The 25,812-nt window shown below is 45.9% G+C and carries 20 protein-coding genes; 8 read left to right on the forward strand and 12 right to left on the reverse strand.

Annotation, left to right across the window (positions count from 1 at the left end; translation table 11 throughout):
• Positions 1–11: 11 nt before the first annotated feature.
• The 3 genes from ebgA to AC5O63_RS17725 all read left to right on the forward strand — a co-directional run bounded on the left by ebgA (position 12) and on the right by AC5O63_RS17725 (position 5,180).
• Positions 12–3,101 (forward strand): beta-galactosidase subunit alpha, encoded by a 3,090-nt coding sequence (ebgA, locus tag AC5O63_RS17715; protein WP_494505777.1) that lies wholly within the window; start codon positions 12–14, stop codon positions 3,099–3,101.
• 3 nt (positions 3,102–3,104) lie between these two features.
• Positions 3,105–3,557: a beta-galactosidase subunit beta gene (locus tag AC5O63_RS17720; protein ID WP_494505778.1), complete on the forward strand. Its 453-nt coding sequence runs from the start codon at positions 3,105–3,107 to the stop codon at positions 3,555–3,557.
• 195 nt (positions 3,558–3,752) lie between these two features.
• Complete coding sequence (locus tag AC5O63_RS17725; protein ID WP_494505779.1) at positions 3,753–5,180, forward strand: amino acid permease; 1,428 nt, start codon at positions 3,753–3,755, stop codon at positions 5,178–5,180.
• A 63-nt stretch (positions 5,181–5,243) separates the two neighbouring features.
• On the opposite strand, the gene AC5O63_RS17730 is transcribed toward AC5O63_RS17725, so the two are convergent.
• Positions 5,244–5,855, reverse strand: a complete 612-nt coding sequence (locus AC5O63_RS17730) for a TetR/AcrR family transcriptional regulator (RefSeq protein ID WP_069665582.1) — start codon at positions 5,853–5,855, stop codon at positions 5,244–5,246.
• A gap of 149 nt (positions 5,856–6,004) precedes the next feature.
• Between AC5O63_RS17730 and AC5O63_RS17735 the strand changes: the two genes are divergently transcribed.
• From AC5O63_RS17735 to AC5O63_RS17745, 3 genes are all read left to right on the forward strand, one after another.
• Positions 6,005–7,021, forward strand: a complete 1,017-nt coding sequence (locus AC5O63_RS17735; RefSeq protein ID WP_367937726.1) for an MBL fold metallo-hydrolase — start codon at positions 6,005–6,007, stop codon at positions 7,019–7,021.
• A 49-nt stretch (positions 7,022–7,070) separates the two neighbouring features.
• Positions 7,071–7,409, forward strand: coding sequence for a DUF5329 family protein (locus tag AC5O63_RS17740; RefSeq protein WP_494505780.1), 339 nt, complete (start codon positions 7,071–7,073; stop codon positions 7,407–7,409).
• A gap of 183 nt (positions 7,410–7,592) precedes the next feature.
• Entirely contained in the window at positions 7,593–8,501 is a 909-nt protein-coding gene (locus AC5O63_RS17745; protein WP_494505781.1) for a DMT family transporter, read from the forward strand.
• Here the strand turns inward: AC5O63_RS17745 and AC5O63_RS17750 are convergent.
• The 6 genes from AC5O63_RS17750 to AC5O63_RS17775 form a co-directional block, all read right to left on the reverse strand.
• Positions 8,452–9,165, reverse strand: coding sequence for a helix-turn-helix domain-containing protein (locus AC5O63_RS17750; RefSeq protein WP_494505782.1), 714 nt, complete (start codon positions 9,163–9,165; stop codon positions 8,452–8,454). The two genes, AC5O63_RS17745 and AC5O63_RS17750, sit on opposite strands and share 50 nt — an antisense overlap.
• An 85-nt stretch (positions 9,166–9,250) precedes the next feature.
• Positions 9,251–11,365: an alpha-galactosidase gene (locus AC5O63_RS17755; protein ID WP_494505783.1), complete on the reverse strand. Its 2,115-nt coding sequence runs from the start codon at positions 11,363–11,365 to the stop codon at positions 9,251–9,253.
• 12 nt (positions 11,366–11,377) lie between these two features.
• Entirely contained in the window at positions 11,378–14,479 is a 3,102-nt protein-coding gene (locus AC5O63_RS17760) for a beta-galactosidase (RefSeq protein WP_494505784.1), read from the reverse strand.
• A 160-nt stretch (positions 14,480–14,639) separates the two neighbouring features.
• Entirely contained in the window at positions 14,640–15,866 is a 1,227-nt protein-coding gene (locus AC5O63_RS17765; protein WP_239826440.1) for an ABC transporter substrate-binding protein, read from the reverse strand.
• A gap of 110 nt (positions 15,867–15,976) precedes the next feature.
• Positions 15,977–16,828, reverse strand: a complete 852-nt coding sequence (locus AC5O63_RS17770) for a carbohydrate ABC transporter permease (protein ID WP_171322120.1) — start codon at positions 16,826–16,828, stop codon at positions 15,977–15,979.
• Entirely contained in the window at positions 16,828–17,748 is a 921-nt protein-coding gene (locus AC5O63_RS17775; protein WP_494505785.1) for a carbohydrate ABC transporter permease, read from the reverse strand. The genes AC5O63_RS17770 and AC5O63_RS17775 overlap by 1 nt, the downstream gene beginning before the upstream one ends.
• Positions 17,749–18,091: 343 nt before the next feature.
• Here AC5O63_RS17775 and AC5O63_RS17780 point away from each other — a divergent pair, with 343 nt between their 5' ends.
• Positions 18,092–19,174, forward strand: coding sequence for an ABC transporter ATP-binding protein (locus AC5O63_RS17780; protein WP_494505786.1), 1,083 nt, complete (start codon positions 18,092–18,094; stop codon positions 19,172–19,174).
• 44 nt (positions 19,175–19,218) lie between these two features.
• On the opposite strand, the gene AC5O63_RS17785 is transcribed toward AC5O63_RS17780, so the two are convergent.
• Complete coding sequence (locus AC5O63_RS17785; RefSeq protein ID WP_494505811.1) at positions 19,219–20,127, reverse strand: LysR family transcriptional regulator; 909 nt, start codon at positions 20,125–20,127, stop codon at positions 19,219–19,221.
• Positions 20,128–20,249: 122 nt separating this feature from the next.
• Here AC5O63_RS17785 and chrA point away from each other — a divergent pair, with 122 nt between their 5' ends.
• Positions 20,250–21,395 (forward strand): chromate efflux transporter, encoded by a 1,146-nt coding sequence (gene chrA, locus AC5O63_RS17790; protein WP_494505787.1) that lies wholly within the window; start codon positions 20,250–20,252, stop codon positions 21,393–21,395.
• 53 nt (positions 21,396–21,448) lie between these two features.
• Here chrA and AC5O63_RS17795 read toward each other — a convergent pair whose 3' ends face one another.
• The 4 genes from AC5O63_RS17795 to AC5O63_RS17810 are packed head-to-tail and all read right to left on the reverse strand — an operon-like array spanning position 21,449 to position 25,785.
• Positions 21,449–22,456, reverse strand: coding sequence for a tetratricopeptide repeat protein (locus tag AC5O63_RS17795; RefSeq protein ID WP_494505788.1), 1,008 nt, complete (start codon positions 22,454–22,456; stop codon positions 21,449–21,451).
• Positions 22,457–22,465: 9 nt separating this feature from the next.
• Positions 22,466–23,410, reverse strand: a complete 945-nt coding sequence (locus AC5O63_RS17800; RefSeq protein ID WP_239851127.1) for a type II secretion system F family protein — start codon at positions 23,408–23,410, stop codon at positions 22,466–22,468.
• A 2-nt stretch (positions 23,411–23,412) separates the two neighbouring features.
• The gene (locus tag AC5O63_RS17805) at positions 23,413–24,381 is read right to left on the reverse strand and encodes a type II secretion system F family protein (protein WP_494505789.1); all 969 of its coding nucleotides are present in this window, start codon (positions 24,379–24,381) and stop codon (positions 23,413–23,415) included.
• 9 nt (positions 24,382–24,390) lie between these two features.
• Complete coding sequence (locus AC5O63_RS17810) at positions 24,391–25,785, reverse strand: TadA family conjugal transfer-associated ATPase (RefSeq protein ID WP_494505812.1); 1,395 nt, start codon at positions 25,783–25,785, stop codon at positions 24,391–24,393.
• Positions 25,786–25,812: the final 27 nt, after the last annotated feature.

Here is a 25,812-nt window from a genome sequence, read left to right on the forward strand (position 1 = left end):
GGAGAGTAAACGTGAACAACTGGGAAAACTTCCTACATCTGCATGAGAACCGTATGGCACCACGTGCTTACTTCTTCTCTTATGACTCAGTGAAAACAGCTCAAACCTTCCAACGCGAACTCAGCAGCCGCTTTATGCTTCTGAGCGGTCAATGGAACTTTAACTTCTTCACTAACCCTCTGTTGGTTCCTGAAGAGTTCTATTCACAAAAGATGACCCAATGGGGCCAGATTACGGTTCCGAACATGTGGCAAATGGAAGGCCACGGCGACCTTCAGTACACCGACGAAGGTTTCCCATTCCCAATTGATGTGCCGTTCGTGCCAACCGATAACCCAACCGGTGCTTACCAACGCACCTTCACCCTAGGTGAGAGCTGGGATAACAAACAAACAATCATTAAATTTGACGGCGTTGAAACCTACTTCGAAGTGTATGTAAACGGTGAGTATGCAGGCTTCAGTAAAGGCAGCCGATTAACCGCTGAATTTGATATTTCTCAGTTCGTTCAGCAAGGTGAAAACCTACTGTCAGTGCGCGTTATGCAGTGGGCAGACTCTACTTATATCGAAGACCAAGACATGTGGTGGACTGCGGGGATCTTCCGTGATGTTTACCTAGTCGGTAAAGAGCAAGTTCACGTACAGGACTTCACCGTTCGCACGGATTTCGCCGAAGATTACCGCGCAGCAACCCTTTCTTGCCAAGTAGAACTGGAAAACTTATCTGCCCTACAAGCTTCTGGCTACGAGCTTGACTATGCACTGATGGATAAAGGTCAGGTTGTTGCACAAGGCTCTTGCAGCAACCTGACTATCGATACCTCAACACAAGCTCGCTTTGAGATTAAAATGGATGCGCCAATCCACTGGACGGCAGAAAATCCTTACCTTTACCAACTGGTTCTGACCTTAAAAGACAACCTAGGTAAAACCGTGGAAATCATTCCGCAACGAGTGGGTTTTCGTGACATTAAGGTGCGCGATGGTCTGTTCTACATCAATAACCAGTATGTGATGCTGCATGGCGTTAACCGTCACGACAACGATCATCTGAAAGGTCGCGCTGTCGGAATGGAGCGTGTGGAAAAAGACTTAGTCTTGATGAAACAGCACAATATCAACTCAGTACGTACTGCTCACTACCCGAACGACCCACGCTTCTACGAACTGTGTGATATTTACGGCCTATTTGTGATGGCCGAAACGGATGTAGAAACCCACGGTTTTGCTAACGTTGGCGATCTCAGCCGCATTACCAACGACGCTGCATGGGAAGCGGTATTTGTTGATCGAGCAGAGCGACATGTTCATGCCCAAAAAAACCACCCTTCGATCATTATGTGGTCGCTAGGCAATGAGTCTGGCTATGGCTGCAATATTCGTTCGATGTATGAGGCGACCAAAGCGATAGATAACACTCGTCTAGTACATTACGAAGAAGACCGAGATGCAGAAGTGGTCGACGTGATTTCAACCATGTATTCCCGTGCTCAACTGATGAACTACTTTGGTGAGTTTCCTCACGAGAAGCCACGCATTATCTGTGAATACGCCCACGCAATGGGTAATGGCCCAGGCGGTTTAACTGAGTACCAAAACGTGTTCTACCAACATGATCACATTCAAGGCCACTACGTTTGGGAATGGTGTGATCACGGCATTTTAGCTCGTGATGAAAAAGGGCAACCCTTCTACAAATACGGCGGTGATTACGGTGACTATCCGAACAACTACAACTTCTGTATGGATGGTTTGATTTATCCAGATCAAACGCCTGGTCCGGGGCTTAAAGAGTACAAGCAAGTGATTGCGCCAGTGAAAATCCGTGCTGTAGATGAGCAAGCAGGCAAGTTCATTGTTGAAAACAAACTTTGGTTTAGCGATCTCAATGATTACACCATCACCGCCGATATTCGCGCTGAAGGAGAAACACTGCGCAGCGTTCAGTTCAAAGTGGAACAGCTTAGCGCAAACTCAGCGCGTGAAATTAATATCGCCATTCCTGAACTTGACGAGCGTGAAGCCTTCATTAACTTCACGGTACGCAAAGATACGCGCACCCTGTACAGCGCCGCAAACCATGAGATAGCTGTTTACCAATACCAACTCAAAGAAAGCACGGCGATAGAACCAAGCTTCATCAATCAAAATGCGACACCACTTAATGTTGAGGAAAGCCGCCTTAACTACCTGATCTCAGGCAATAACTTTGCACTTAACTTCTCGAAAGTGAATGGCAAACTCACCTCTTGGATTGTCAATGGCGAAGAGCTGATTCAATCAGAACCTAAACTGAACTTCTTTAAGCCGATGATCGATAACCATAAACAAGAGCACGATGGTCTGTGGGAACCCGCTCATCTGCAAATCATGCAAGAGCATTTCCGCACCCTTCACCTAGAGCATCTTGATAGCAAAGTAGAGATCACCGCCACCAGCATCATTGCGCCACCCGTATTTGATTTTGGTATGCGCTGCAAATACCGCTACCAAGTGAGTGCTGACGGTCAATTAAACCTAGAACTGAGCGGTGAACGTTACGGCGACTACCCTCATGTCATCCCAGTTATCGGCCTAGACCTTGGCATCAACGGCGAGTTTGACCAAGTGAAATACTACGGTCGTGGCCCTGAAGAAAACTATCAGGATAGCAAGCAGGCAAACCTGATTGATATTTACCACAGCACAGTTGCCGACATGTTCGAGAACTACCCGTTCCCACAGAACAACGGCAACCGCCAACACGTTCGTTGGGCGGCGTTAACCAACCGTAATGGTACCGGTTTGTTAGTGAAACCTCAGCAAGAGATCAACTTCAGCGCTTGGTTCTACACCAATCAAAACTTACATCAAGCACAGCACACGATTGAGCTAGAAAAGAGCGGTTATATCACCCTCAACTTAGACCATAAATTGATGGGGCTTGGCTCGAACTCTTGGGGTAGCGAAGTGCTCGATTCTTACCGAGTGACTATGGATGAGTTCCGCTACGGGCTGACACTCGTTCCCCTACAAACGGGAGATTGCAGTGCACAGACAATGGCGCAACACCGCTTTGAACAAGGTTTCTTTACTTCAACTACAGCAAATGAGGCATAACCCATGATCGTGTTAGAGAGCTTAGCGCAATTCAAAGTCGTTTACCGCGATGGCCGTAAGTGGAACCGCTGTATAGAAGCGATTGAAAACATAGCCAATATCAAAGATGGCGTCATGCATTCAATTGGAGATTCATTGGTTTACATGATTGAAGATGGCGTTGCTCGTCATACCGACACCTTTGAAGGTAACCGACGCTACTTCGATGTTCATTACTACCTAGAAGGAAGAGAAACCGTCGAGTTCGCTGAAAAATCTCAGCTTGAGCTGGTTGATCAGTACCGTGATGAAACGGATCGAGAATACTTCTCTGGTCAAGGTGAGACACGTGAACTAACTGAAGGCCAAGTTGCCATTTTCGACAACAACAACGCCTACCGTTTCCACGGAGATAACCGAGTTCGCAAAGTAGTGCTTAAAGTCACCATCGAAGACGGCTACTTCCTGAATAAATAAATACAACTTACAGGGTCAGCACAACTGGCCCAAACAATAACGACTACAACCCCTGAGGTACTAAAGTCACAAAAGCCAGTGACAGCGCTGGACTCTAACGCGGCATAGCCTACTATTCGCGCAGGATGACAGAACGCTCAATAGCAGTGTGACTTTTAGTACCAAAGGAATTGACGTGATTCATCGGAGGACTCTATGTCTGAATCTATGCGTGGCACCATTGGCAAGTTTGCCCTGCTGTCGATGACCTTTGCGGCGGTATTTAACGTCCGTAACATCGTAAACAACAACATTGAATTAGGCTTAAGTTCAGCGCCTATTTTCTTACTCGCAACCATCGTTTACTTCATTCCTTTTGTGTTCATTATTGCCGAGTTTGTTTCGGCCAATAAGAACTCTGAATCCGGTATGTACGACTGGCTGAAAAAACCGTTAGGCACTAAAGCCGCATACTTAGGTTCTTTCCTATACTGGTTTGTAAACCTGTTCTGGTTTGTCTCTCTACTGCCAAACGTTATTGCCTACGCCTCATACGCCATGCTTGGCTACGAGTACACCTTCTCACCTATGGTGACATCGATTATTTCGATTGTTCTCTTTGCTGCGGCGACTCATATCTCAACTAAAGGTGCGAGCTGGCTGGGTAAGATTTCAGAGATTGTGGCATACGGCGTCTTTGCTCTGTTCGCTATCTATGTCCTTGGCGCGTTAATGGCATTGGGCGGCGGTGAATACACACCAGCTGAACCGATTACCTTAGAAGCGATGAGCCCAACAATTAACTGGGCAACCTTAGGCATTATGTGTTGGATCTTCCAAGCAGCCGGTGGGGCAGAAACCGCAGCCGCTTACCTAAAAGATGTCAAAGGTGGTCAGAAAGCCTTTATCAAGGTGATCATCATGGCAGGTGTTCTGATCGGTGCTATGTATGCGCTTGGCTCACTACTGGTTAACGTTTTTGTCCCTCGCGAAGATCTCACTTACGCAGGTGGTATGGTCGAAATCTTTACCGGTATGGCTCAGTACTTCGAGATTTCTACCTTAGTGGTTGGCCGCTTTGTTGGGATTATTCTCTTTATCGCGATGTTTGGCTCTATGATGATGTGGACAGCGGCTCCAGTGAAAATCCACTTCTCAGAGATTCCAAAAGGCGTCTACGGTGAGAAAACGACGGAGCTTAATGAGCACGGTGTACCAGTTCGCGCAGCTTGGTGGCAGTTTGCCTTCGTCGTCGTGATGTTGGTTGTGAATGGCTTTGGTTCGGAATCCGTGCAAGACATGATGAACCAAGCAATCAACTTAACCGCTGGTACTGCGATGCTACCACCAATCTTTATCATGGCTGCTTACTTCATCTTCCGTCTAAAACATGATGATACGCCACGTGATTTCCGCATGGGCTCACGCAAGTTTGGTATGGGTGTGGTATCGGTATTGATCACTATCTTTGTGGTAAGTATGACCGCATCAGCCTTCCCGACTGGCGTTGATTTAGTACGTGCCTTCTTCATCAACGTCTTTATGACCGCGGTATTCTCTGGCCTTGCATGGTGGTGGATCTCTCGCTTCGAGAAAAAACAGGCAAGCAAAGAGGTAAAGTTACAGACAGCTAAACAAGCCTAGGGTCTGTTGAAAATTGTAAAATTAAAGCCCTTACCATAATGGTAAGGGCTTTTTAATCTGACGCTAAGCGCGGTACTGACTCATAAACAAACGGGTGCTTTGCTCTGCCAATACCCTCGCCTCTTGCTTGGTCAGCGAAGGTTTCATTCCTAGAACTTGAGGCCAGAAGGCACTGCCTTTAACTAAGCTGTGCAACTGGGTACTCGCTACAACCACGTCCTCAATAATGAGCGTCTGCTGCTCCTTCTGCTCAATTAGCCAGCGAAACAGCGCGGTCTCTTGCTTTGCCATCTTCGCTTCTTGCTCTTTAAGCTCATCCGGCTTATGGAAGAAGTAGCTTAAAGCCACTTTGGCTAGATCAACATAGTGAGGGTCCGTGACAACATTGATCTCGCTTTCAAGCAGTGCGATAAGCTGCTGTTCTAATGTCAGTTCAGCAAGCCCCGCTATTTCATGTTCAGCCATTGAAGTGCGCCACAACTCCGCCAGCAGTTCCATGACGAGCGCTTCTTTAGATTCAAAGTGGTTGTATACCGTTCGCTTAGAGACCTCAGCCATCGCAGATAACTTGTCCATACTGGTATTTTGCACACCAAATTCCTGAAAAGCCTGCTTTGCCGCAACCAATATCGCCTCACGTTTGATTTCGCTACGACCTTTTTTTCTAACTTTCATAGAGTTAACGATCCTACCTCATTCTGCTGAGATCTATTTTACACTAAGTAGTTTACTTTAAAAGCAAAGCATGTAAACTACACCGTATAGTTTACTTTAGGATAGTCACTATGAAACGCACATTGTTAGCTACTGTAGGAGCGATAATTATGACCACCTCTATCATCTCTTGTTCTAGTTCAGATAAAGCAGCGGGTAAGCAATACCCAGAGAAGTTTGCCAACACTGAGCTTGAATACAAAAGCGGCTTTGGTGACATCCTGAAGATCGCAAAAGCCTATTTCACGACTGAGCGCCTTAACCCAACGCCAAGCTTTGATTTGCCCGTCCATGCGATGACGACGGAGCAACTTGCCAATGAACAGCAAGATGTTCTCTACCGCTTAGGCCATTCAAGTATCGCGATGAAGATCGATCAGCAGCTCATCCTGACAGATCCTGTGTTTAGTGACCGAGCATCACCCGTACAATGGGCTGGGCCAAAGCGTTTCCATCAGCCACCAATCTCGTTACAAGAGCTACCAAGTATTGACGCCGTTCTGATCAGTCATGACCATTATGATCATCTCGACAAAGCGTCGATCAAAACACTGACCGAAAAAGTCACGGTATTTATTGTGCCATTAAAGATCGGTCAAACCTTGAGAGAATGGAATGTTCCTGAAGAGAAGATAGTTGAGCTTAATTGGTGGGAGTCCCATGTGCACAATGGCGTAGAATATGTGCTGACTCCAACCCAACACTTCTCTGGACGTGGACTGACGGATCGCGATGGCACACTATGGGGAAGCTGGGTGATTAACGGTCAGCAGAATAAAGTCTTCTTTAGTGGTGACTCTGGCTACTTCTCAGGATTTAAAGAGATTGGTGACAAATACGGACCATTTGATTTCACCATGATAGAAACCGGAGCTTACAATAGCTTATGGGCGGACATTCATATGTTCCCTGAGCAAAGTGTTCAGGCGCACATTGATCTTAAAGGTAAGGTGATGATGCCGATTCACAACGGCACCTTTGACCTCGCTATGCACGATTGGAACGAACCAATGCAGCAAGCGATGGAGATTAGTGAAAAGCGCGGTGTCACCATGGTCAGTCCTGAATTTGGGCAACGTGTTGAACTCAACGAGCCACTAGAACTCAAACCTTGGTGGAACCTATAAGGACGAACAGGGTAAGTGATCGAGGCCAAATACGGATTAAGGGGAAGTGATGAAACGGTTGTATCTAGTCATAATGTTAGCGATGTTGGCAACTTCTGCAGCAGCCAGCATTCAAAATGATGTAGACCGCTTAATCAGCAAGATTGAGCAATCATCCTGTACTTTTTATCGAAACGGCAAAGCCTATACCCCGACCGAAGCCGCTGAGCACATTAAAAATAAATGGGACTATGCCCAAGATGAGGTCAAAGATATCGAGACCTTCATTAACGAAGTTGCCTCCAAAAGCTGGTTCACAGGTAAACCTTATATGGTCGAATGTGGCACACAACAAATTACAAGTCAGCAATGGTTACTTCAGCTCGCTAAAAGCGACGCCACTCAATAATATCACCAGCATAAAAGCACCCATTCGGTGCTTTTTTTTTCCTTGCTCTCACCAACTTCGACCTCTAGGAACAGAAAACCGTCCGATGGGATCATTTGTTCCGATTCAGCCAAGCTATAGTAACTACCCATGTAGGTGGCCACCGCATCATTCTTTACAGTTGAATTAATAAGGTTAAATCTGATGATTAAATTAGATTCCCTCGCTCCTATCCTATTCCTAGTGATGTGGAGCAGTGGTGCGGTTATTGTAAAACTTGGATTACAGTTCTCTTCCGAATGGAGCTTTCTGGCAATACGTGCGGTGATCTCTTTTGTCAGTGTCAGCATCATTTGTTTGCTTGCTAAATCACTGTTCAATACTCAATTTCATAAACCTAGCAAGGAAGAATTGAAAACCGTCTTATCGGTCGGTTTGTTGTTACAGGTGTTCTATCTGGCTTTCTATATTCTGGCGATAGCGACAGGCATGTCTCCTGGCTTAGTAACATTGGTTCTAGGTATCCAACCTTTGATAACCCCCTTACTTGGCAAGCAAAAAATCGGTGCGAGTAAATTTATCTTACTGGGTGTTGGTTTCGCAGGACTCACTATTGCGATTGCTGGTGCGCAAAGCCTTGATAGCATTCAATGGGCTGGAATACTGTTTTCCGTCTTAGCGCTCCTTTCCCTCACAATAGGCACTATCAAACAAACTAAGGTGACGATGAATTCAATTCAGGCCATGTGGTATCAATGTATTTTATCGAGCCTTGTGTTTATCGCGCTTAGCTTGGGCACTGAAGGCTATATTGATTGGCAGCCAGAGTTTGTTTTCTCAGTGCTGTGGATGAGTTTGGTGGTTTCCGTCGGGGCACTCTTACTGCTGATGTACATGGTAAAACGGGACAGCTCAGATAAAGTCAGCGTACTGTTTTACGCAATCCCAATGCTGACCTATCTGTTTGATCACCTGCTGTTCGGTACAGTGTTAACGCCTTTGACTATGCTAGGAATGGCTATCGTCGCCATTTGCATTGTTTTGTATCGTCGTCAGCCGAGACTCAATCGTGAGTGCGATAAGCTTTCGGTGGCAAACCAAAATAACCACTAAAACTACGCGTAAAGGAAGATGGGTTACTAAAGCCCACTTCCTCAGCAATCCGGCTAATCGGCATATCGGTGTTGATCAGCAAAGTACGCGCTTTTTCCATACGTAGCTTAGCTAGATACTTAAGTGGGGAGAGCTGTACTTCTTTGCTAAATAGGTGTTTAAACTGAGTCGCACTTAAGCAGGCAACCTGAGCGAGCTCGTCAATCGAGTGATTCTTAGCGATGTCTTGATGAAGGTACTGGATACTGTTTTTGATCCTCATATCCATTTTGCTACTAGAACATTGGCGAGCTAATAGTTCAAACAGGAGCGACAACATGTTCTCTTCCAACTCACCAGAAATGTCTTGCTCAAGCTGCTTCTCAATAAAACTAAGATACTGATGCGTTGCTTCATCCAGTGCCAGAATCGGATGCTCTAGTTCTAGTAATGGGCTTGGTAGCTCGTTGACATCAATCACCAAAAAGCGAAAGTCCTCACGAGCACGAAACTCATGGTAGCAACCGGATAAAATCACCACACAATCGCCATAAGAGACTGTCGCCGCCTGCCCATCTAACGTCAAATCAATATAGCCACGTAAAGGCAGCAACACCTGATGATGGCTATGACTATGTCCATTCGATGAGCGGCTATAAGCTCGCACTGTTATCTTACCACTCAAAGCTTCTTCCTGAATTTAAACAAGTGGATAGTCACTCTATCATAGCCTGTCAGGTAAGCGGCAACGGCAAGCTTAGAATCCTTGTCTAAACGGCTTCAATTCTTAGCAGTAAACAAGCTTCTGGGTCTAAAATAGGTAAACTGAGTCCAAGTGTTGCTAACCAATCGCCACTCACGACTAAAGGCTCCCCTTCCCACCAGCCATCACTTGGTTTCATCAATTGCGCGCTTGATTGTGGATAGTCGACTAAAGTGACTTTGTAATCTCGTGCACGATCAAGGTGCTCCAAGACAAGCGGTTCTGGAAGTGCATAGTCCGGCATCGCTTTTTGGCACACTGTGATTAACGTTTGTTGAGCTTTTGTCACCCCATAGGCCAAACGAGTATCATCAGCACTATCTAAATAGAACGCCTCACCACTATGAAGCAACTCGCGATAGCGTTTATGCAGAGCAATGTACTTAGCGAAAGCTTGTTTCTCTTGTTCGCTTTCTTTGACTGGATCGAGTTCCACCCCCATATGACCACTCAAAGCCGTTAAACCACGTAGGTTGATATCATGGGTTCGTCTTGTCGTGTGACTATGATAAGGCCCGATATGAGCCCCCATCACTTCTGGTGGGAAAAAGATCCCCATGTGCTTTTGGATAGTTTGACGCTCTAACGCATCATTACAATCTGAGGTCCAGAAACGGCACGTGCGCTTTAGGATCTCATAATCAATTCGCCCACCACCTGATGAACATGACTCAATTTCAACCTCGGGATGCGCCGCGACCAGCTTATCAATCAAATGGTATAAAGCCTGAGTTTGCCCATGAACCGCGCCTTTACCTTGATGAGTTGCTTGAACTAGCTCTCGATTCATGTCCCATTTGACGTAACCAATATTGTGCTCACGTAGCAAGTCATCCAGACAGTTAAACAGGTAATCAAAGCAATCTGGGTTTTGTAGGTTTAGAACATATTGATAACGCCCTGTCGGCTGCGCGTAGCCCTCAGCGGCCAGCAACCATTCTGGGTGAGCACGAAACAGGTCTGAATCAGGATTGACCATTTCAGGTTCAACCCAGATGCCAAACTCCATCCCAAGCGCGTTAACGTGTTCAATAACAGGAGTTAAACCGTTCGGGTATTTTGTCGCATCAAGCGTCCAATCACCCAGAGATGACTTATCATCATTGCGACCTTTAAACCAACCATCATCAATAATAAATCGTTCGACACCAATGCTTGCTGCTTGGGTCGCCATTTCACAAATATACTCTGGGTCATGGTCAAAGTAGATCCCTTCCCAAGTATTAAGATGAACAGGACGTACCTTAGCCTGATCAAAAGGTATTACCTGCTCGCGAACATAGCGATGACTCACCTTACGGATACCATTAATACCTTTTGGACTATAGGTAGCCAAAAGCTCTGGCGTGGTATAGCTCTCCCCTTGCGGTAAAATCACTTCACCCGGAATTAACCACTCTCCTGCCTGTAGTAATCGGCGGCCATCGCTTTTCACATCGGCGCGCCACTGATGGTTTCCGCTCCAAGCAAGATGAAAGCCCCATACTTCGCCCGTTTGATCACTAAAACCCGACGACCCTAATAAACAGCCTGGAAAGTACTCATGAGATGTACGGCCCCGACGGTTTTCGATCACCCATGAACCATGCGCTATTGACTGGCGCTGCGCCTGAAACTCACGGCTCCAACGACCATGATAACTTTCCAGCTCTGACGCTCGGTATGGTACTGGAAGAGTCAAAGCTAGCTTATTTAAGATGTAATCGTCAGCAGCTAAATTGGTGAGTGTTAATCGCTTACTCAAGACGCCGGATTTGTCCAGTTTAAGATGTATCGCTAATGCAAGTTGAGCTTGTTGGTCTTGGCATACGATATCCACTTGGATACCTGATTGTGTGTGCGAGACATAATCAAGCCTTGGCATACTCGCCAAGCCTTTGCGATGACCTTCTATGCCTGAAGAGCCAAAACTTCCACGCCCTAATTCAGGACAAAGAGTTAAAGGAACATCATGATCCAAACGCGCTTGAGGCACAGCACGCTGCTGACTGCTCATCAGATTGGTGAACTGTTTGTCATTAATCTGCGCAATGTTTTTGCCCCAATAAATGACTTCAGGTGCCGGTGACAGTTTGATCACCACTGAGACATGCTCGCTATGGAGCTGAACAAATGGGTTCATTTCGTTATTCCTTTAAAAGCTCAAGGCCACTTGGTAGCGGTAACGTCGATCATTCAGTAAGTACTCTTTGTGTACGCTTGGGGTCCAAGAGTCATCGCCACCGACTCCCATATGGAAACCATCAATCCGAACAAAAATAGTGTCTTGCTTCATCAGTTCATTGGTGTGTTTTGCCATCGCGAGGTTAGTTTGACTAAACTCACTCACCGCAAAATGGAAGTCACCCCGAACGCTCAGTTCGCCAATCTGTGCTTCTAACACATCGCAGCGTAGACCGTTTTCTGAAGGGAAGATGTAATCGGTGTGCATCTGCCTAACGGAGGATTGATAACGACCTATATGCGCCGATTCTTTTCTATCAGGATAATTCTCGTGAGGCCCGCGACCAAACCAGCTCACAGGCTCTTGGTGCTCGCTCACTCCATGATCATATAGTGATAACTCAAGACCAATCCGAGGTAGTGGTGCAAGGCCATTGGCCAATTCAACATCAACATCGATAGTCACTTCACCATCTTGAGTCACCAGATAACGCCACGTGGAGACAATCAGGACTCTACCCTGCTGAAGATAGGCCGATTTGGAGATGACTTGTAAGCCAGCTTTGGTTTCATTCCATTCAAAATCAATAGCTTCACGCTCTAAGGAATCTAACCCTATCGACTGCCAGCGAGCGAACCAAGAATTTGGATCTAACTTGTCAGCCTCACTGGTGCCTATATCATTATCGAGCGGCGCGCGATAAAAGTTATCCATGATTGGCTGGGTAAGCTTTTCGTTGTCATTGACCTTCCAGCTCGAAATCGCACCAAGGCATTTGTCGAACTCAAGCGCAAAAAGATCACTGTAGACCAAAAGCTTTTCCGCGCTATCAGAGATGTTCGCTTGCCAAGTTGGTTTCGGTTCTGGCAGCACCAACTCTGGCTCTGAGCTCAGTTCAAACTGTTCAGTGGCAGTAACATGCCCAGCTTCAGACCATGGAGTCGCTTTGCTCAGTACCACGGTTAAATTCAAGTGATATCGAGCGCCTGATTTTTCACGCAAAGCGGTATTTTCTAGTACCAATTCGGTGCTTTGCTGCGCTTCTAAAACAAGCTCTACTTCACCTTCATCCACTACAACGCCATCTTCAAGAATCTGCCACTGCAGGCTTTCTCCTTGGCTTGAAGTGAATAAGTTTTCGCTGGTCATTTTCACCGTTAAAGGGGCTTGCTCTACTAGACTGAACTGGTAGAACTGCTGAGCTTTTTTCACTTCATGTAGAGTGGGATGCACACTACGATCTGGGAATATCAACCCATTGATACAGAACTGGCGATCATTAATCTCGTCACCAAAGTCCCCACCATAAGCCCAATATTGATTACCTTGCTCGTCGACCTTGGTCAGTCCTTGGTCAACCCAATCCCAAATAAAGCCACCTTGTAGGCGCGGATGATCGCGAAACGCCTGCCAATACTCGCTGAAACTGCCTAAGCTATTTCCCATCGCATGCGCGTATTCACACAATATCAGCGGGCGTTGCTCATCAGGCAGCGCGATAGACTTTTTAATTCCAACTCTTGGCGTCACATGAGGTTGATGAGCAACGACAGGTAAATCCCAATCTACTCTGGCGTACATTGGGCAAATAATATCAGTGGCAGCTGTCATTGCACCGCCACCTTCATACTGAATAGGCCGTGATGGGTCATGCTGCTTCACCCATTGGTACATTGCATGATGGTTATTGCCTATCCCTGACTCATTACCTAACGACCAGATAATGATAGAAGGATGGTTTTTATCGCGTTCAACTAAGCGCGTTATTCTGCGCATGTAAGCATTGAGCCACTCACTGTCATCGGATAGACGACACATCGGAAACTGACCATGAGTTTCGATATTGGCTTCATCGACCAGATAAAGCCCATATTCATCACAGAGCTGATACCACATCGGGTGATTGGGGTAATGGGCAGTGCGCACTGCATTAAAGTTGTTTTGCTTAAGCAATTTGATGTCGCGAATCATATCTTCGCGCGTCATCACATGACCAAGTTCGGGATGGTGCTCATGACGATTAACACCGCGAATAAGCAGCGGCTTACCATTAAGTTTAAGCTGGCCTTGGCTGATTTCGACGTGTCTAAAACCAACATCATAACTTTCGCAATCCACCAGCGAACCTTGCTCATCAATTAAACTGACCACCACTCGATACAGTGTTGGCGACTCAGCGCTCCATAGCTCTGGCGCTTGAATCGATAGACTGTGATTAACTTTATCGCACCAAGGCCCCTTCTCATCGACAAATTCCAGACCTGCTTGAGAGCTCTGCTGAGCAACCATTTTCTGCTGGGCGTCAAACAAGCTGACACACACCTGATAAGGGAGGTTCTTTTTCGATAGCGTCGTGACCACTTTTAGCTCAGCATCGCGATAAGTCTTATCTAGCTGCGTGACGACTTGGACATCTTTGATATGAATGGCAGGTTTCGTTAACAGGGTAACATCACGAAAGATACCGCTTAGCCACCACATATCTTGGTCTTCAAGGTATGAGCCGTCACTCCAACGCATCACCATGACTGTGAGTTGATTTTCGCCGTCGATGAGAAAGTCTGACAGGTCGAACTCCGCTGCAAGTCTTGAGTCTTGTGAGTAACCTACCCATTGGTCGTTACACCAAAGATGAAATGCGCTATTCACCCCATCAAAGGTGACCGTTGTTTGCCCTTGCTTTGGCGTAAACTGGAAGCGAGTTCGGTAAACACCCGTTGGATTATCTTCAGGAACTTTTGGTGGTGTATCCGCAAATGGATACTTTACGTTGGTGTAGATTGGCTTATCAAAGCCTTGCAGTTGCCAGTTACTCGGAACCGCTATTTGACTCCAGTTGCTGTCATCAAAACTCTTACTCACACATTCAGCAGGCACATTGTCTGGTCTATCGAATAGAGCAAACTGCCACTGACCGTTCAAGCTAAGTTGATTGCTTGAAGGCGTTTTATTCAGTGCGTTTTGTTCGCTTGAATAAGCATGAAGAGGCGCGTGCGCAGGCATCACATTGTGGTGAACCACATGCTGATTTTCCCATTCGCGCGCCGCTATGACTTGGGTAAAAGTTCTCATCACAGCACCCTTTAAATAAGAGGAAAAAGAGCGCCCCTTGTTGGTAAGGAAACGCTCAAGATTGGACACATCAATCTCATCCGATTGATGTCCCCCTCTGCTTATCGCTGGCATGGTAAACAGGGAACGACAGCGATAAACAAAGGAAGAACAGTTTGATTTATTTAAAAGTACGCTTACGAACTTTTTCTAGCTTCTTCAGAATCTTATCGAGACGCTCAGGTTTAACCATAAACTCTTGGAAACCTTTCATGCCTTCTTTTGCCATGGCAGGATCCGTATCGCGATCATAGAACTGAGCAGTACCTTCAGCAGACGCTAGCATAGCAACACCCTTGTTAAGGAACGGGTCGTCAGCCGCTTGCGCTTTATTGTTGGTAGGGATCTGTAAGATAGATTCGTTAATTAACTGCTGAATCTCAGCCTGTGCGACAAACTCAAGGAATTTACGCGCATCAGCTTTATTCTTCGCCTTGCTTGGAATATGAATCGTATCCATTGGCGCATCTTCAGCGACTGGTACTGCAGGGTCGATGACAGGGAACTGGAAGAAGCCCATGTTATCTTTCATCTCTGCTGGGAAGTTTGGCGTGATGAAGTTACCAATCAGGTACATCGCCGCCTGACCGTTATATAGGAATGGTTGCGCTTCCTGCCATGAGTAGGATGCGTGATTCTCTAGGAAGTAACCCGGCTCAACAAGCTCTGCCCAGTTAGCAAAAGTTTTCTTAACACGCTCATCGGTGTAAGGGATTTTGCCGTCCATTAGATCGATATGGAAAGCTAAACCGTTAGTTCGTAGGTTGATGTAATCGAACCACCCTGCTGCTGTCCAAAGGTATTTAGTACCGATAGCAAACGGCGCAACGTTGTTTTGTTTAAGCGTTGCTGAGGCAGCTTTTAGCTCTTCCCAAGTTTTAGGCTCTGCAATACCATATTTTTCGAACAGGTCTTTGCGGTAGTAAACGCCCCATTGGTAGTAAGTGTAAGGCACACCATATTGCTTGCCGTTGACCGTCATTGCTGGCGCTGCCGCAGCAAAGTCCTGAGTCATGTTGTTTTCTGCCCAGATATCACTCACATCTTCAAAAAGACCACGATCGACGAATGTTTTCATACGGTTGCCCGCATACCAGAACACGACATCTGGTGGCGATGTCACCAACCAGTTACGAATCGTTGTCTTGTAGGCTTCTTTATCGTAAAGATTGTACTCAACGGTAATATCTGGGTTCTCTGCCTCAAAGCGCTTCACAATCTCTTGCCAAGCAGCTTTAGGAGCTGGGTCCGCTTGGTCAGAGTTAATGACCAGTGTGCCCGCCCATGCGGTGGTAGATAATGTTGCCCCGAGAATTGCGGAAGCAGCAAGATGTTTCACGTATTTCATATTCAGGTCCTTGTTAGTGAGCTTATGCTCATGGGTCCAATTGTTATATTTATTTACTTCATAAAAGAGCTAGCCAACCTGTGAGGGATAAAGTTGGCTTGCTGTGAAAACTAACCTTTTGTCGCGCCGAGTGTTAAGCCGGCGATAAAGTGGCGCTGCATGGTAAAGAACAACACTACAGGTGGAATCGCTGCGACGATGGCACCAGCAGAGATAAACTGCCAAGATGCTAGCCATTGGCCTTTGAGTGAGCTCAGGCCCGCGGTAACCGGACGCACTTCATCGCTCTGCACCAGCACCAATGCCCAGAAGTAGTCATTCCAGATAAAGGTAAAAACAAGTACCGCGAGCGCAGCCAATGCTGGGCGTACGAGTGGTAATACGACATGCCAGAAGATCTTCCATTCGGTAACCCCTTCAACACGCGCAGCTTCGATCAAGGCATCGGGAATTCCGACAATAAAGTTACGCATGAACAGAGTACAAAAACCGGCTTGAAACGCGACGTGGAAGAAAATCAGCGCCCAGTGGGTATCGTATAAACCAAAGCTGATCGTTAGGTCACGCACCGGAATCATTAGAATCTGGAAAGGCACAAAGTTGCCCGCAATAAACATCGCAAAAATCCAGATATTGGCTTTGAACTTGTATTTAGCTAACGCAAATCCTGCCAAAGTAGATAGAGCGACCGCTCCAGCGACAGCCGGTAAGGTAATCAATAAACTGTTAATCAGATATTGCCCCATAGACGTCGAGGTAAACACCTGAGTGTAGTTTTCCACGAACTGGAATTCGCTCGGCCAACCCCAGTAGTTACCTGTGTTGATATCTTCAATGCCGCGGATTGAGGTCATCATTACGGCGATCAGAGGCAATAACCACATCACAATAGAAATTGGCAATGCCACGCGATAGCTAATGTTGGTAAAGCGTCCTGCTTTTTGAATCGGTTGTGGGTACATTATTTTTCACTCCTCAACATACGCCATAAGAAGTAAGCGATATACACGTCCATGATGAGGAACAACACAACTGAAACCGATGCGCCATAACCCATTCTATAGTTAAAGATCGACTCTTCATACATTTGATAAGCCAGTACCGTCGAGCTACCCCAAGGACCACCCGCTGTCATGGTTGCGACTAAGTCAAAAGAACGCAGAGCGCCAATCACGGTCACAACGATGGCAATAAAGGTCGCTGGACGTAGCTGAGGGATCACCACGTACCAAAGCATGCGCCATTTCTTCGCCCCATCAAGACGTGCGGCTTCAATTTGCTCTGGGTCGAGGTTGTTCAAACCTGTGAGGTACAAAATCATGCAGTAAGAGATTTGCGGCCATAGACCGGCAGCAATGATGCCGTAGGTAACGTAGTCTTCATTGGCAAGAATCGAAATTGGCTCTACACCAAATGACCCCAGCACCATGTTAAACAGGCCAAACGACGGATCGTAGAACCACGCGAACACCAAACCGACCACTACTTGTGAAATTACAAAAGGGAAGAAGAAAAGTGACTTCACCACGCGGATTCCTTTTACCTGTTGGTTAAGGAACAAAGCGATAGCAAGACCGATTGGTGGGGCTAACATAAAGAAGACTAGCCACAAGGTATTGTTCTTAAGAGAGGTATAAAAAGCTTCAGAGTCAAACAGCTCGCGATAGTTATCTAAACCGACCCATACCTTCTCTCCTAAACCATCCCACTCGTAAAAACTAAGCCAGATACTGTCTAGAATTGGATAGATGACATAAATAGCGAAGATCGCCATTGCTGGGGCTAAAAATAACCGCGGTGAGAGCTTTGCGCTTACCCTTGCTTTACGCCTTGCGGAAGGAAGACGATTTTCTGGGTATATCGTTTTCACAGATTGCTCCATTTTGTGTGACTCCTTGTCACATCTTCCGGTTTATGAACGTTTCAAACACTTAAGTAAAAGTAGAAGAAAAGTGACCAAAAGATGAAGTTTTATCTAATCTACACTCATACATTAATAACTCTGATGATTTAATACACACTAACAAATCAATTTTGTAAACGTTTCCACAAAAATGGTCAATTTTCGTAAAATAACCATGATCGTGATCAACTATTCCTTGTTAGCGGGTAACAAAAATCTATGAAACGCGTATGTTTTATAGACAAAGCGAAACTAACGGTGATTTATCGCTCATAATTCGCTCATCAAACGAGTTTTTTGCGCCATAAGGCAAGGAGTAGATATGGCTGACATCAGCTTAAAACAGGTCATCAAGCGTTTTGGTGATGTGCAAACCATTCATGGTGTCGATCTAGAAATAGAGAATGGTGAATTTGTTGTCTTCGTTGGCCCATCGGGCTGCGGTAAATCGACGCTATTACGACTTGTTGCAGGCCTTGAAGAGATCTCTGACGGTGAGATTCATATCGATAACCAACTGGTGAACGATATTGATCCTGCCGAACGTGGTGTTGCCATGGTGTTCCAATCTTATGCTCTCTACCCACATATGACCGTAGAAGAGAACATGGGTTTTGGCTTGAAGATGAATGGTCACCCGAAAGAGCAGATCGAAAAACAAGTCCACAGCGCTGCGAAAACACTGCAACTTGATCACCTACTAAAGCGTAAGCCAAAAGAGCTGTCTGGTGGTCAGCGACAACGTGTTGCCATTGGTCGTGCCATTGTACGCAACCCAAAAGTGTTCCTATTTGATGAGCCTTTGTCTAACCTTGATGCCGAACTACGAGTAGATATGCGTTTGCAGATTGCCAAGCTGCATCAAGATCTGCAAAACACGATGATCTATGTGACTCACGATCAGGTCGAGGCCATGACGTTGGCAGATAAGATCGTGGTGCTGCGCGATGGGCGTGTAGAGCAAGTGGGGTCCCCCCTTGAGCTTTACCATAACCCACAAAATGAATTTGTGGCGGGCTTTATTGGCTCACCTAAGATGAACTTCATCCCGACAAAAATTGAGTCTTCGAACGAACAAGGATTGAAGCTTGTCAGCGAAGATGGTTCATTGTTTACACTGCCTGCCGTGCAGCAAGACCTAGCAGCAGGCGATACTCTTACTCTAGGTATTCGCCCTGAGCATTTGGAAATTGACCTCTCCGGTGATGTACACCTTAACTTCCAAAGTGAGGTCGTCGAGCGCTTAGGTAACAGTACTTACATGTTCGGTCAATCATGTGGTGTCGATGGCTTCAAAGTTCACCTACCCGGTGACCAAGAGGTGTCTAAGTTCCAGCAAATGGAGCTAAGCTGCAAAACATCTGATTGCCACCTGTTTGATGCTAATGGTTTGCGAGTCGAATAAGCCGATCCAAAGATGTCAATTAGTGGCTGAGAGAACTTCAGCCACTAATTGACGACTGAAGCCACTACCCTTCTTATCCAAATACTTTTCTCTTCATACTGATTCGCTTTTAGGAACAGTAAGCGAATATCAAAGTCAGGAATCTCTATTGGGCTCGAAATAGCTTGCAGATCATGGCTATACATTTCCATCTCAGCAAAGCGTTTAGGCACAATACACAACAACTCTCGCCCGAGTAACAAACGTCGAATCGTTAGAAAGTTTCGCGAGGCTACCCCAACTCTGCGCTCATAACCTAACTTAGCGAGGCGCTTATCAACCTGAGTTTGTAAGCTACCGTCTGGACTAACGAGCGCATGCTCATAGCCCACAAAATCTTCAAGGCTCATCGGCTCACTGGTGGTAACGGAGCTAGGATCAAACAAACAGAGGTGTTGCTCGGTATATAGATGCTCAGAGAGGAAACGACGGTTAAGGTTTTCAATGCTGCCAATCACGACGTCTAAGCCTTCGCTCTCTGCAATCTCGACATAGTTACTGCGGTTGACGTTAAAAAAGCTCACTTGCGAGTTGGGTGACTGCTGCTTAATCGCATCATACAGGGCTGGGGCAAAAAGCTGCTCTGCATAATCGGTTAAACCTATTTTCCACACTCCCGAATAGCCATTGGCCGTGAAATGCTTCTTAACTAACAAGTCGTTCTTGATGCTGCCCAACAACCTGTCGATTGTCGGGGCTATCTCTTGAGCGTGTTGTGTGGGCTCCATTTTCGCTCCAACCCTCTCAAACAGCGGATCATCAAACAGCACACGCATTCTTTGTAACGTGTGGCTCATTGCCGACTGGCTAACAAAGCACTGCTCTGCAGCCGCGCTGACACTGTTAGTCTGGAACAAGGCTTGAAAAGCCACCAGCAAATTGAGGTCGACCCCTTTCCAATTAAACTCTTTCACTGACCAAATCCCATTTGATTCATAGTTTGTATTAAGACTATCAATTTGAGTCATTTTAGTTCATTGCGTACATTATTGGCACTATTTAAGGTCTATTGACCTAGCAAAAGAGTAACCTAACCATGCTGTCGATTTTTAAAACCTTCTTTATGCTTGGCTGGATTAGCTTTGGCGGTCCTGCAGCGCATATTGGCTATTTCAGAAATACCTTTGTTGAAAAGCTCAACTGGCTTGACGACAAAGAGTACGCGCAAATTGTTGCGCTTAGCCAGTTCTTACCCGGTCCAGGTTCGAGCCAAGTAGGCTTTGCCTTAGGTTACAAACGTGGTGGCCTTGGCGGTGCGTGTATGGCGTTTATCGGCTTTACCTTACCGTCAGTCATCATTATGTTGGCGCTCGCAGTGCTGAGTAGTCAACTCACTGAGGCGAGTGCGTTCCAAAACATCGTGCATGGCTTAAAACTGCTCGCGGTTGTGGTAGTTGCCGATGCGACTTGGGGGATGTACAAAAACTTTTGTAAAGAGAAGCTATCAGTCGCGCTATGTTTGATGACGGCTGTCGCTCTATTGCTTTTACCTGGTATTGCAACCCAAATGGGCGTGTTGATTGTCGCAGCCTTAATCGGTATGAAATGTCTGGGTAATGACGATGCGCAAAACACCAGTAAGTTTGAGCCTTCTATTGCCCCTCTCGCTCTGTTTGTTGCTTTGCTTGTTGGACTACCATTTGCGGCGCAAGCATTGCCCGCACTTGGACTATTCAATGACTTTTTCCAAGCGGGCAGTTTAGTCTTCGGTGGCGGTCATGTGGTTCTGCCACTACTTCAAAACATCGTTGGTGATCAGCTAAGCCAAGATGCTTTTCTTACCGGCTATGCAGCAGCGCAAGCGGTGCCTGGACCTATGTTTACCTTTGCGACTTACATAGGTTACGAGTTGATGCCTTCAGCCCCGATTACGGGTGCATTAATAGCGACGTTAGCGGTTTTCTTACCGGGCTTCTTGTTGCTACTAGGGGTACTAAAGAATTGGCAATCACTGGCTAAAAATCACAAAGTCTCTGGCGCTGTCAACGGAGTGAATGCCGCGGTTGTTGGTTTGTTGGTCGCTGCGTTATACCAACCGGTATTTACTAGCGCAGTGATGAAACCACTTGATATTTCGCTCGTTCTTGTTGGCTTCTATTTACTCAAGCAACAGAAGCTACCAATTGTTTGGATGGTCGCCTTCTTTATGCTAGCGGGATTAGCAACGGGCTACATCGCTTAGTTAGCTAGAAGGTGCGTAGAAATTAACAAGGGAGAGCTAGTGCTCTCCCTTTTTTATTGCTCTTGTTTAGCTTTCTCTTCCCTAACCATGGCCAAAGCTTTTTCTAGATTCTCATTCGCAACTTTGTAGTAAGTTGGTTTGGTATTGATTGCTTGCTGAAGATAAGGGATTGCCTTATCGGGTTTACCTTGTAGTGTGAGAAAGTAGCCAACATTATTTAACGCTTCAGATTTATCCATATGCTGTGAGAAAACATTAAGCGCCCGATTAATCTCACCTTTCCCTAGGTACACGAGTGCCAAGTTATTCAGTGCTTTCTCGTTGTCAGGGTCTATATCAAGCGCCTGTAATATAAAGCGCTGCGCCTTACGATAATCTCCAGACATATAGAACGAATAGCCGACATTGGTTAGGGTTTTGACCGACTCTGGATCAATACTTAAAGCCTGCTTGTAAAACGCCTGTGCTAACTCATGCTGCTTGTCTAAATCTGCCGCGACCCCTAACCCCATAAATGCGTACTCTGGTGAGTACTGGTCAACCTTAAGTTTGGCAACAGATTTGACGGTCACTAAATCTTCACTTTCAAGCGTCTCTCCGTTATTGAATCTTAATTGGTCAGCGTTCACAGCCCGTAAGAAGTAACTTCGGCCTTGCTCGATATCACCATTACGGCTGTAGAGAATACCAAGTTGTTCAAGTACCTTGATGTTGTTCGGGTTCTCCTCAACTGCAATTAAATAGGCTTTTTCAGCCAGTGCCAAGTTGTCACGTGACTGATGAATACGACCAATATTGAATAGCGCTTTGTCTCTGTATTGCCCATTTTCAAACGCAAGTGAGCGAATATATTCATACAAAGCGAGATCTGAATTGCCCGAGCTCAATGCAATGTCACCTCGCTGAATCGCTTCTTTTTCAGTTTTTGGTGGCTCTTCTAACGAAAGGGTATCAATAGGCTTACCTTCATAAAGAGAGGTATCTAGTTGTGGCTCCTTACTGGCACAAGCCAATAGCAGCGAAACGGTAATTAATACCAGTAGACAACGTAATCCATTCATAACAAGTCCTTAATTCCCTAACGAAGTGGTGAGCGCCAGCATTGAAGGGCCAATTGCAACAATAAAAAAACAAGGCCAGATAAACAGCAATAGCGGGAAAATCATTTTAGTCGGTATTTTGGCAGCAATTTCTTCTACCTCTTGATTACGCTTATCTCGAAAATCCTCGGTATATTCGCGTAATGTTTGTGACAAGCTACCGCCAATTCTCGATGCATGAGACAACATAGTCACCAAGCCCGCAATCTCTTTAAGTCCAGTGCGATCCACCAACTCGTTAAAGGCATCAGACATCTCCACGCCAGCTTTGATCTTGGCGCAGACAGTATCGAGTTCATCGGCAAAATCTGGATGAGAAATCATCAACTCATCGGCCACCCTTCTCAACGCTGCACTAAAACCTAAACCAGATTCAGTACATACCACTAGCAAATCAAGTGCGTCTGGCACCCCACCACGAATTCTGGACTGACGTTTATCTACCAAATAATGAAGAGTCATATTAGGCACATAGAGTCCAACGGCAACGCTCCCTATCATAGCGAGATTCAGTTGACCAAAATCTGGGAAAAAGAAGTACAGGGCAGCGGCAATAGACAACCCGAGTAATATGGACATCCCTTTGAAGGCATAAAAAATAGTGATCGCATTAGCATCATGGTAACCCGCATGCATCAACTTACTGCGGATGCTCTCATTTTCTTTGCTGTTAGATGGCTGCATCACTGGCGCTAGCGACTCTAGCGTATTGTCTAAACGACGACTTTTTTTGAGCTTCCCCCCACCCGTGCTTTTGCGAATTTCTTCCAGCTTTTGAGTAAGGGGCGATTTTGAACCTAGAACTAGCATTAAAGCAGTGAAAATAATCAAGATGGTCGCAATGAGAATCAAGGCTAAAAACGCAGTTTGCTCATCCAGTTGTAGTTCATTAAGTTGATATATGAGGTCGTCCATAGTTACACCTCAAAGTTGATGATTTTTCTGATCCACATCGAACCGATAAATAAGCTGACAATCCCACCACTGACAAGATCCAAACCTCGGGGATCTCGGTATAGAGGTTCAACATATTCAGGGTTAATAAAAGATAAGAATAGAAACAAGATAAAAGGCGAAAGAACAAGTATCCAAGCAGATAAACGGCTCTCAGCAGAAAGGGTTTTAATTTTACGTTGCAACTTAAAACGCGCACGCAGCACTCTAGAGACTTTTTCTAAGTTTTCTGACAAGTTACCACCCGTTTCTTTTTGCAGTAACACGGCGCTAGAGAAAGCTAGCATAGAAACGGTAGGAGTACGCTCTGCCATCTGCATAATAGCCATACGCATATCGTAACCGTAGTTGAGTAAGTTAAAGGTGTTCTTAAACTCGACCCCAATTGGCGCTGGCATTTCGTTACCAACCTCGTTAAATGCTTGAGTGACCGGCTGACCCGCCTGAAGCATTCGGCGCATAATATCGAGCGCTTCTGGAAGCTGTTCCTCAAACGCTGCTAAGCGATCTGATATTTTTTTATTAAGCCAGAAATAGAGAATAACCCACACCCCAACAGCCGCGGCAACGCCAACATAAATCGGCTGTCTAAATATTAAAGTCGTGATCAGAGCTAATACGGAAAAAATCAGCGTAACGGTCAGTGTCTGCGTCAAGCTCCAGTCGTAACCTGACAGCTCAATCATTTTCTTCAAATTAGAGAAAGTCTCAATCTTAACCAGTTTTCTATCGAGTGGCGTTAAGCTTTTAATGTAGTGCTCTTGCAATAAGGAACGAGCTTCCTCATCAAGATTAGTCTGAGAGTCTTTCAGTCGTTGAGACAGTTCTTTGTGTTTTGCCTTACTACCCGCAGCAGGAAGTATTAGTGCTTGGGAAATAAACACCACAGCAAAGAAAAGTAAGATAAAGAATAACGTCGCATCTTGCTGCATAACGCCCCCTTATGAGAAAGTCTCATTAAAAATATCAAACGGAAGGTGCATACCTTTTTTAGACAGCTGATCATGGCACTGAGGCACTACGCCCGTCGCGGTGTAATAACCTCGCACATTGCCCTCTTCGTCCATTCCTTGTCGATTGAAGCGGAATAACTCCGACATGGTAATAATTTCGCCTTCCATACCGTTGATTTCACAGATGCTCACCATGCGACGTTTACCATCTTCCTGACGCTCCATCTGGACAACCAAATGAATCGCAGAAGCGATCTGTGAGCGTAAGTTCTTGGCCGACATATTCCACCCTGCCATGGCAAACATGTTTTCTACCCTTGAAAGTGCATCCCGTGGCGTGTTGGCGTGAATAGTTGCTAAAGAACCATCGTGACCAGTATTCATCGCAGCGAGCATATCCACAGCTTCAGCGCCACGCACCTCCCCAAGCACAATACGGTCTGGTCTCATCCGCAGTGAGTTTTTTACTAAATCTCGCTGAGTTATTTCCCCTTTGCCTTCAAGGTTTGCGGGGCGAGTTTCTAGACGCACGACATGGGGTTGTTGCAGTTGCAGCTCTGCCGAGTCTTCGATAGTGACGATACGATCATCTGAAGGAATAAAGTTGGAGAATATGTTCAAAGTGGTAGTTTTTCCAGAGCCCGTACCACCAGAAATCAGCACATTCAACGCCCCTCGGACAGCCGCTTCGACAAACTTCGCCATCTCAGGAGACAGCGAGTTAAAATCGAGTAAGTTGTCCATATTAAGTTTTTCAACCGCAAAACGACGAATCGAGACCGATGAGCCGTCCAGTGCTAGTGGGGGTATAATCGCGTTAACACGCGAACCATCAGTTAATCGTGCATCAACCATTGGTGAGGCTTCGTCAATACGTCGCCCCACCTGACTAACGATACGATCGATAATATTGCGTAAATGGCGTTCATCTAGGAAGGTATATGGGGTCTGCTCAAGTTTACCGCGCCGTTCAACAAACACATGCTTAGGACCATTAACTAAAATATCTGACACCGTTGCGTCATTGAGAAGTGGCTCCAAAGGACCAAGACCAAATACCTCATCCTCGATTTGTTGAATAACCCGCTTACGTCCTTCAGCACTGAGTGCATGGGTTTGGTCGTCAGCCATCAATTGAACAATCGCATCATGTAGATCTGCCTTTGCCCGCTCCGGCTCTAAACTTGCCAAGAGTCCGAGGTCTAATGTTTCAAGCAATCGCTGATGATAATAATGCTTCACTTCCTGTTCTTGGGTTAGCTGTTTACGAGTCTCTTCTATAACTTTTTCTTTCGCTTCCGTTTCTAATTTTTTCCTTTCTTTGAAAGAGTTAGACTCATCAACACTGCCATTTAAATGGGGTTCGGCATCGCTTGATGGCATTCCCATTTCCTGCTGTTGCTCTACGAC

Source organism: Vibrio sp. SCP2, assembly GCF_059295395.1.

Bases quoted from the DNA above. Each gene is read 5' to 3' on its own strand.
- AC5O63_RS17755 (WP_494505783.1), bottom strand. From the start codon at position 11,365: ATGAACCCATTTGTTCAGCTCCATAGCGAGCATGTCTCAGTGGTGATC.
- AC5O63_RS17735 (WP_367937726.1), top strand. From the start codon at position 6,005: ATGACCACCTCTATCATCTCTTGTTCTAGTTCAGATAAAGCAGCGGGT.
- AC5O63_RS17805 (WP_494505789.1), bottom strand. From the start codon at position 24,381: ATGCAGCAAGATGCGACGTTATTCTTTATCTTACTTTTCTTTGCTGTG.
- AC5O63_RS17765 (WP_239826440.1), bottom strand. From the start codon at position 15,866: ATGAAATACGTGAAACATCTTGCTGCTTCCGCAATTCTCGGGGCAACA.
- AC5O63_RS17775 (WP_494505785.1), bottom strand. From the start codon at position 17,748: ATGGAGCAATCTGTGAAAACGATATACCCAGAAAATCGTCTTCCTTCC.
- AC5O63_RS17745 (WP_494505781.1), top strand. From the start codon at position 7,593: ATGATTAAATTAGATTCCCTCGCTCCTATCCTATTCCTAGTGATGTGG.
- AC5O63_RS17810 (WP_494505812.1), bottom strand. From the start codon at position 25,785: ATGCCATCAAGCGATGCCGAACCCCATTTAAATGGCAGTGTTGATGAG.
- AC5O63_RS17780 (WP_494505786.1), top strand. From the start codon at position 18,092: ATGGCTGACATCAGCTTAAAACAGGTCATCAAGCGTTTTGGTGATGTG.
- AC5O63_RS17720 (WP_494505778.1), top strand. From the start codon at position 3,105: ATGATCGTGTTAGAGAGCTTAGCGCAATTCAAAGTCGTTTACCGCGAT.
- AC5O63_RS17760 (WP_494505784.1), bottom strand. From the start codon at position 14,479: ATGAGAACTTTTACCCAAGTCATAGCGGCGCGCGAATGGGAAAATCAG.
- AC5O63_RS17730 (WP_069665582.1), bottom strand. From the start codon at position 5,855: ATGAAAGTTAGAAAAAAAGGTCGTAGCGAAATCAAACGTGAGGCGATA.
- AC5O63_RS17725 (WP_494505779.1), top strand. From the start codon at position 3,753: ATGTCTGAATCTATGCGTGGCACCATTGGCAAGTTTGCCCTGCTGTCG.
- AC5O63_RS17740 (WP_494505780.1), top strand. From the start codon at position 7,071: ATGAAACGGTTGTATCTAGTCATAATGTTAGCGATGTTGGCAACTTCT.
- chrA (WP_494505787.1), top strand. From the start codon at position 20,250: ATGCTGTCGATTTTTAAAACCTTCTTTATGCTTGGCTGGATTAGCTTT.
- AC5O63_RS17795 (WP_494505788.1), bottom strand. From the start codon at position 22,456: ATGAATGGATTACGTTGTCTACTGGTATTAATTACCGTTTCGCTGCTA.
- AC5O63_RS17800 (WP_239851127.1), bottom strand. From the start codon at position 23,410: ATGGACGACCTCATATATCAACTTAATGAACTACAACTGGATGAGCAA.
- AC5O63_RS17770 (WP_171322120.1), bottom strand. From the start codon at position 16,828: ATGTACCCACAACCGATTCAAAAAGCAGGACGCTTTACCAACATTAGC.